Origin of the sequence: Exiguobacterium sp. UBA1053, assembly GCF_002316465.1 — a bacterium.
Lineage (GTDB): Bacteria > Bacillota > Bacilli > Exiguobacteriales > Exiguobacteriaceae > Exiguobacterium_A > Exiguobacterium_A abrahamii.
The window spans coordinates 102,677-109,351 of record NZ_DCDO01000002.1 but is presented as its reverse complement, the minus strand read 5'-3'; the positions used below and the strand labels follow the sequence as shown (position 1 = coordinate 109,351).

Annotated in this window: 8 protein-coding genes; 3 read left to right on the top strand and 5 right to left on the bottom strand. The window is 47.7% G+C overall.

The window, feature by feature from the left end; all coding sequences use genetic code 11:
* Positions 1–24: 24 nt before the first annotated feature.
* Both B3G15_RS00980 and B3G15_RS00975 read right to left on the bottom strand, forming a co-directional pair.
* Positions 25–519, bottom strand: a complete 495-nt coding sequence (locus B3G15_RS00980; RefSeq protein WP_023466794.1) for a YwhD family protein — start codon at positions 517–519, stop codon at positions 25–27.
* 65 nt (positions 520–584) lie between these two features.
* A complete protein-coding gene (locus B3G15_RS00975) occupies positions 585–1,109 on the bottom strand; it encodes a hypothetical protein (RefSeq protein ID WP_064300510.1) in 525 nt (174 codons plus the stop codon).
* 168 nt (positions 1,110–1,277) lie between these two features.
* Here B3G15_RS00975 and B3G15_RS00970 point away from each other — a divergent pair, with 168 nt between their 5' ends.
* Complete coding sequence (locus B3G15_RS00970; RefSeq protein ID WP_023466792.1) at positions 1,278–1,463, top strand: 2-hydroxymuconate tautomerase; 186 nt, start codon at positions 1,278–1,280, stop codon at positions 1,461–1,463.
* Positions 1,464–1,535: 72 nt separating this feature from the next.
* The gene (locus B3G15_RS00965; RefSeq protein WP_290714513.1) at positions 1,536–2,180 is read left to right on the top strand and encodes an NAD(P)-dependent oxidoreductase; all 645 of its coding nucleotides are present in this window, start codon (positions 1,536–1,538) and stop codon (positions 2,178–2,180) included.
* A gap of 54 nt (positions 2,181–2,234) precedes the next feature.
* On the opposite strand, the gene B3G15_RS00960 is transcribed toward B3G15_RS00965, so the two are convergent.
* From B3G15_RS00960 to B3G15_RS00950, 3 genes are all read right to left on the bottom strand, one after another.
* A complete protein-coding gene (locus B3G15_RS00960; protein WP_023466789.1) occupies positions 2,235–3,413 on the bottom strand; it encodes a NupC/NupG family nucleoside CNT transporter in 1,179 nt (392 codons plus the stop codon).
* Positions 3,414–3,535: 122 nt separating this feature from the next.
* Positions 3,536–4,393, bottom strand: a complete 858-nt coding sequence (locus B3G15_RS00955) for a phosphotransferase family protein (protein WP_290714508.1) — start codon at positions 4,391–4,393, stop codon at positions 3,536–3,538.
* Positions 4,390–5,697: an HD domain-containing protein gene (locus tag B3G15_RS00950; protein ID WP_290714505.1), complete on the bottom strand. Its 1,308-nt coding sequence runs from the start codon at positions 5,695–5,697 to the stop codon at positions 4,390–4,392. The genes B3G15_RS00955 and B3G15_RS00950 overlap by 4 nt, the downstream gene beginning before the upstream one ends.
* A 145-nt stretch (positions 5,698–5,842) precedes the next feature.
* Here B3G15_RS00950 and B3G15_RS00945 point away from each other — a divergent pair, with 145 nt between their 5' ends.
* Positions 5,843–6,664: a lipoate--protein ligase family protein gene (locus tag B3G15_RS00945; RefSeq protein ID WP_290714503.1), complete on the top strand. Its 822-nt coding sequence runs from the start codon at positions 5,843–5,845 to the stop codon at positions 6,662–6,664.
* The last annotated feature ends 11 nt before the right edge of the window (positions 6,665–6,675 follow it).

The following is a 6,675-nucleotide window of genomic DNA, read 5'->3' as shown; positions in this document are numbered from 1 at the left end:
TGCCGCGGCACACGTTCTTTTTGTTTAGACTAACGCTTCATGTAAAGCAGCGTCAGCATTTTCCCACATCTCCGGTTTATGTGTCTGCAAGAAATCACGTAACAATTCCTTTGAACGCTCATCCATATGATCGACGACGATCCGTCCTTTAAGGGATTTATCCATCTTATTGACGTGATCAGCGAGAATCTTAAATCCGCGACGTGCTTCCGCATCGACTAACAGATCGCAGGCAGCGACACCACCATAATAGAATCCTTCTGGCTTACGACCGACCGTCACCCAAACGATCCAGTATAATTTACCGTTTGGCGTATCGGCTTTATCCGTCGTGAATTTGACGCGTTTCTCGATGGCTGCTTTCGCGTGCATCGCGCCCATATCGATGTAAGCTTCACCGTCTTCCGGAGAAATGATGACTGGTGACATACTATTTAAACTGAGTGTTCCGACACCAAATCCTCCGTGACCGTCTGTAGAGTTATCTGAAATGATATTGAAGTTAATCTTTTTTTCCATCGTGTTTTGTCCCCTTTTAATCCTGTTGCTTCTATCATACCGTATTCCGAGGTGTCTGCAACCCGTCACTCGTAACGGAGAAGCTGTAATTGTTCCTCTGTCGCTCGGCGAATCGTTGGGAGACGATAACACGTCATGGACGCAATTTCCTCATGTGCCGGGGGATTGACCTCTTCAAGATGAAGCAAAGCGCGGTCAAACAGGGTTTGCGCCGCACGACCGAACAAGAAGAGACGTTCCAGCGAGGAACACCGCGACCGAATCGCACGTAACTGATGCGCGAGTTCTCGTACCTTCGCCTCGACCTCTTCTTCCATGTCAGCTGTCGGTTTTCGATTTTGAAACAACGGTTTGAAACGTACATCGTCTTCAAGCAACGTCAACATCCCGTATCGCTTTGCTTCTTTTTGATTCAGCAGTTGAGCGAGTTCTTTATCCGTTACGAGTCGTCCGAATGGAATGTTCTGTTCAAAAACGATATCTGCGACTTCGAGTCCTTTCGCACCAGACAACGGATAATTCGTATCTTCCGGTAACGCCCGATCAAAAATCAGTAACGTATGAATCTTCTTCCGTATGATTGCGTCCATATGTCTCTCCTTTTCTGCCGTATGTGTATGACTACCTTCGCTTCCGACAAGAATAGCTCCTACCTTATACCCTTCTTTTTCGAAAACGATGTTCGAATTGACGAATCCCCTATCGAATGCGCTATACTGATGGCGTATCGTCATCATGTTAGAGGGGGAAATGAAGTCATGCCATATGTTACGGTTAAAATGTTATCGGGTCGTACAGTCGAACAAAAACGCGCTTTGATTGAAAAAGTCACGGAAGCGGTGTCGGAAACGACGAATGCTCCTAAAGAAAACATCACGGTCTTCATCGAAGAGATGGAAAAAACAGATTACGGTCAAGCTGGCGTCATGTTCGCGGATAAATAAACAACAAGAGACGTCCGGTCGTTACCGTACGTCTCTTTTTCCCATCTACTTGATCTCTAAGGAGGAAAACTTATGACTATTGTTACTGTACTTGGTGCGACCGGTCGAACGGGTCGACCTTTGATTGATCGGTTATTAGAAGACGGCTATGATGTCCAAGCACTCGTGCGTTCCACGTCACCGGACTTACCCGTCCATGACCGACTCCACGTCCTGACAGGAGATGCGACAAACCCGGACAATCTCGAACAAGCACTCGCAGGAAGCACCGCTGTCTTCAGTTGTCTCGGTACCGATCAACAGCAGGTCCTTTCGACAGCGATTCCACATCTCGTCACGAAGATGAAGGAAGCAGGCATCGAACGGATCGTCTTCATCGGTACAGCAGGCATTCTCGATGCATCAGAAGAACCAGGAAAGTATCGTTTCCAATCGAGTGAGTCCCGTCGACGCTCGACGATTGCAGCAGAGGATCACTTGAAAGCTTATTTAACCTTAAAGGATGCAGACGTCGACTTCACCGTCATCTGCCCAACACAACTGACCGAAGACAACGCACTTGCTGCTGACGACCTATTGATCGAGACAACACGCTTCACTGCACCGACAGGACCGATTCCTCGGGAAAACGTCGCCCAGTTCGCCTTTGAAGTTTATCGTGACGGAACCCATCATCGCGTCCGTGTCGGGATTGCTTCGCATGGATCAACTGAGTGAAAAACAAAAAGAGCAATGGATCGCTGATCCATTGCTCTTTCATATGTGTAACGATTACAGCAAGACGCTGACGACGATTGCCGTCAAGACACTGACGAGTGTTGCGCCGTAGAGTAACTTCAGACCAAAACTAGCCGCAACGCTTCCTTGGCGGTCGTTCAATCCTTTAACCGCTCCAGCGATGATTCCGATTGACGAGAAGTTCGCAAACGAGATCAAGAAGACAGACACGATTCCGAGTGTGCGTTCCGAGAATTCTTTTGAGTACTCTGGAAGGCTCAACATCGCAACGAATTCGTTCGTGATCAATTTCGTTGCCATGACACTACCGGCACTGACAGCTTCCGCCCATGGAATACCCATGATGAAAGCGAACGGTGCAAAGATGTATCCGAGGATTTCTTGGAACGAGATGTTTAGAACCATCAAGAAGATATCGTTGACCATTCCGATCAAGGCGTTATAACCAATCAACATCGCACCGACGATGATTGCGACTTTGAATCCATCCATGATGTATTCGCCGAGCATCTCGAAGAACGTTTGCTTTTCTTCGACGATTTCAAGAATATCTTCTTCCGGGTCAACCGTGTACGGATTGATGATCGAGACGATCATGAAACCACCGAACAAGTTCAAGACGATTGCTGTAACGACATATTTCGGTTCGACCATCGTCATGTATGCACCGACGATTGACATCGAAACCGTCGACATCGCTGACGCACACAATGTGTAGAGGCGGTTTGCTGGTAATTGACCGATTTGTTTTTTGACTGTGATGAATACTTCTGATTGTCCGATCGCAGCTGAAGCAACCGCATTGTAAGACTCAAGACGTCCCATACCATTGACTTTCGATAGGACGAAACCGATACCGCGCATCAAGAGCGGCAGAATCTTCGTGAACTGAAGAATCCCGATCAAAGCGGAGATGAAGACGATCGGTAACAAGACATTGATGAAGAATGGTTGTGCGCCTTCGTTCGCTAAACCACCGAAGACGAAATCGATTCCGATTGCCGCATAACTAAGCAGTTTTTCAAAGACTTTCGCGACGCCACGAATGACGATATATCCGAACGATGTATTGAGTAAAATGAACCCAAGTACGAGCTGAAGAACTAGCATGACCGCAAGCGGTTTCAATTTGATGCCTTTACGATTGCTGCTGACAAGGAGTGCCAAGCCAAAAACGATAGCCAGTCCGAGTAGTGCGATAAGATATTTCATGAAGTACCCCTCTATCTATTAGTTGTTTATCAGTTGTACATTCGTACGATGTCTGACGTTTAATCTCTTTCCAAGTAATAGAATAATCAATATTTCGAAGAACTACAAGAGGAAAAGTTCATTTAGTAACCGCTTTCGTTATTTTCATAGACTTTCAAGACAAACTTTTCCAAGCGTTCCCGAACATTGTCCTGACTAAGGTTTTGCCTTCCATATGCTTTCCACCCCGGATAGACGTCGATCGTTTCAGGTCCAAAATCAAAAATAGCCCGAATATCCCACGCGTGATCGTAAGAACGTTTCGTCTGTTTAAGGTAACTTTTTAAAAAATGATCCGCCATCTCGACGGATTCGAGCAAGGCAAGATTCAAACGACAATGCGCAAGGTCGACTTCAATAGGTCCTACACACGCATTAATCCAATCAATCGTATGACACGTTCCATTCATTTCGTATAACACATTGACCGGGTGAAAATCCCGATGAATGAACCGGATCGTTTGACTTTCGTCCGGTTCGACCGCCAGTAGCTGACGCCATCTCTCCGGATGCTGCGTCCACGTCGGAACGTGACGCTCCGTCGCATACGGCTGATAGACATAACGAGATTCTGGTACCGGTAGCGCATGGATCGCCGCAAGCATTTGTGCCAATCGTTCGACATATTGCTCGTCTACCTGATCAAGCCGGATCTCTCCCGGTGAACGCGTCATATATAACCATGGTGGTACTTCGTCCTTAACGCCTGTTTGATAGTCCAGTACATCTGGTGCTAAGTCACCTGCTGCTTGTAACGCAAACACCTCGTGTAAGACAAGATCCGGCTCCTCATGTAGCCAGTCTTGATTCGTATGGACGCGAAGAATTCCCTCACCGACCGGAAAAACAAGGGAGGATGTCGCGCCTTTTAAGACTTCGACCTCTCCTCCCTCCTGTCCAAGCTGTTGCAAGATTTTCGTAAGGACAGCGGACGATATCATGATGTCACACTACCAATCAATAACTGGTCGATCTGCATCTTCTCATTCGCATGTTCGCGCAAGTCGTGCAAAATTTCTTGCGGGAAGAACAGCTTCTCATCAGTCTGGCGTGACGTCGCAATGGCTTGAACGAGTGGTGAGACTTGCGAAATCTCTTTCATCTGTCCATTCTTCATCTGTAACATGATCGGTTGCTTACTAATTTCACCGTTATCTCCATATAAATCGTAAGGAAGACGACTGAGTTTATCTTCAAGCAGATAATACGTCGGATTCAAGCCGATTGCTTCAAACAACTCACACAACTTATCGTGGACGAGTTCACGCTTTTCAGCCGGATAATCGACATACTTGAACAACTTTCGGTCAACGAATCGCCTCGAGAGATCAGCAAGGATTGGATCCTGCTCGTTCGCCCACTGCTGAAAGTAAAAGTAGACGATCGTCTCATCGAGCCCAAGGAAATCACGCAACTCCATCTTCTGATCAAATAGCGGCATCAAATGAATCGGTGCAATCGCAAACGGATATGTGGACAGGTACAACTCCTGCGCCCGCTCAAGAATAGCCTTTAATAGGTAATCACTCGAACGTGTCACCGGATGCAGGTAGACTTGCCAATACATCTGATACCTTCGCATGATGTAGTCTTCGATCGAATGCATCCCTGATTGTTTGACAACCATCTGATTATGGGCAGGACGCAATACCCGAAGCATCCGCTCGAGATCGAATTTTCCGTAGCTGACACCGGCAAAGTGCGCATCGCGTAATAAGTAATCCATCCGGTCGACGTCAAGTTGTGAGCTGATCATCGTGACGAGCAGTTGATTCGGATGCGTCTTGTTGATGATAGACGCTACTTCTTCCGCAAATCCGTCTCCGACTTGGTCGAGGACTTTCTTGATTTCCGTATCCCCGAGGATGATCCGCTCTGTCCACGTCTCGTGGTTAACACCGAAGACGTTCTCGAATGCGTGCGAAAACGGACCGTGTCCGACATCGTGTAAGAGTGCCGCAGCCAGCGTCAACTCCCGGTACTGATCGTCCCAATCGGCACGACCGTTGAAGACATCGATCAGTTGGCGCGTGATTTCATAGACACCGAGCGAATGATGGAACCGTGTGTGCTCTGCTCCATGAAACGTCAAAAATGATGTTCCCAGTTGCTTGATCCGGCGTAGTCGCTGAAATTCACGTGTACCGATCAGTTGCCAAATTAACTGATCACTGACATAGATATAGCGATGAACAGGATCTTTGAAGACCTTCGTTTCCTTTAATTGTCCTAATGATTGATACATATGTTTCTCTCCTTTAAATCGTGTCTATGTCGTTGTTGTTCGGTTTTGTTTCCAAGGATTCCTGTCTCCCGCGGCGCTTCGCACAGAAACTTTACACACCCTATGCTATAATGATGTCGCAAATCTACAATAAAGGAACGAGCCTATGGGAATCGAACTCTTAAAACAAGAACATTATCGTATTTTTGATCAAACGTCACTCGGAACTGCTTTCCATGCGACACAATCGTTTGCGATGGACGACACATTATGTGCCTCTGTTGCAACAGAAGGAGCCGCACTCCGCTCTTGGATTCACCACGAAACCGTCGTCCTCGGCATCCAGGATGCCCGTCTTCCTCATCTTGCTGACGGTGTAGCCGTTCTGCATGAACATGGTTTCTCGCCCGTCGTCCGTAACTCAGGTGGTCTTGCCGTCGTCCTCGACGCCGGTGTCTTGAATATTTCACTCGTCTTACCGGAACGCGGCGGCATCGATATCGACAGTGGTTACGAAGCGATGCTTGCGCTCGTCCGCCGCATGTTCGCACAAGAAACGGACACGATCGTCGCTGGTGAAGTCGTCGGATCGTATTGTCCCGGTTCTTATGACTTATCGATTGCCGGTAAAAAATTCGCTGGTATTTCCCAGCGTCGTGTCCGTGGCGGAGTTGCCGTTCAAATCTATCTTTGTGTCAACGGAAGTGGAAGTCAACGCGCCGCTTTAGTCCGTGACTTTTACGAGGCAGCGCTTCAAGGTGAAACGACGAAATTCGTTTATCCGACCGTCGTGCCGGAAACGATGGCGTCACTCGAGGAACTGCTTGGTACTCCATTGACAGTCGAGGAGTGCTTACGTCGTGCATATGAAGCGTTACTTGCGCTCGGCGCTGATTTGACGCCCGCAACTTTGACGGAACTCGAGAATGAGCGTTTCGGCGTCAACTTGAGTCGGATGCTTGATCGAAACGAAAAAGCCCTAGGTTAAGAAAGGAGAGA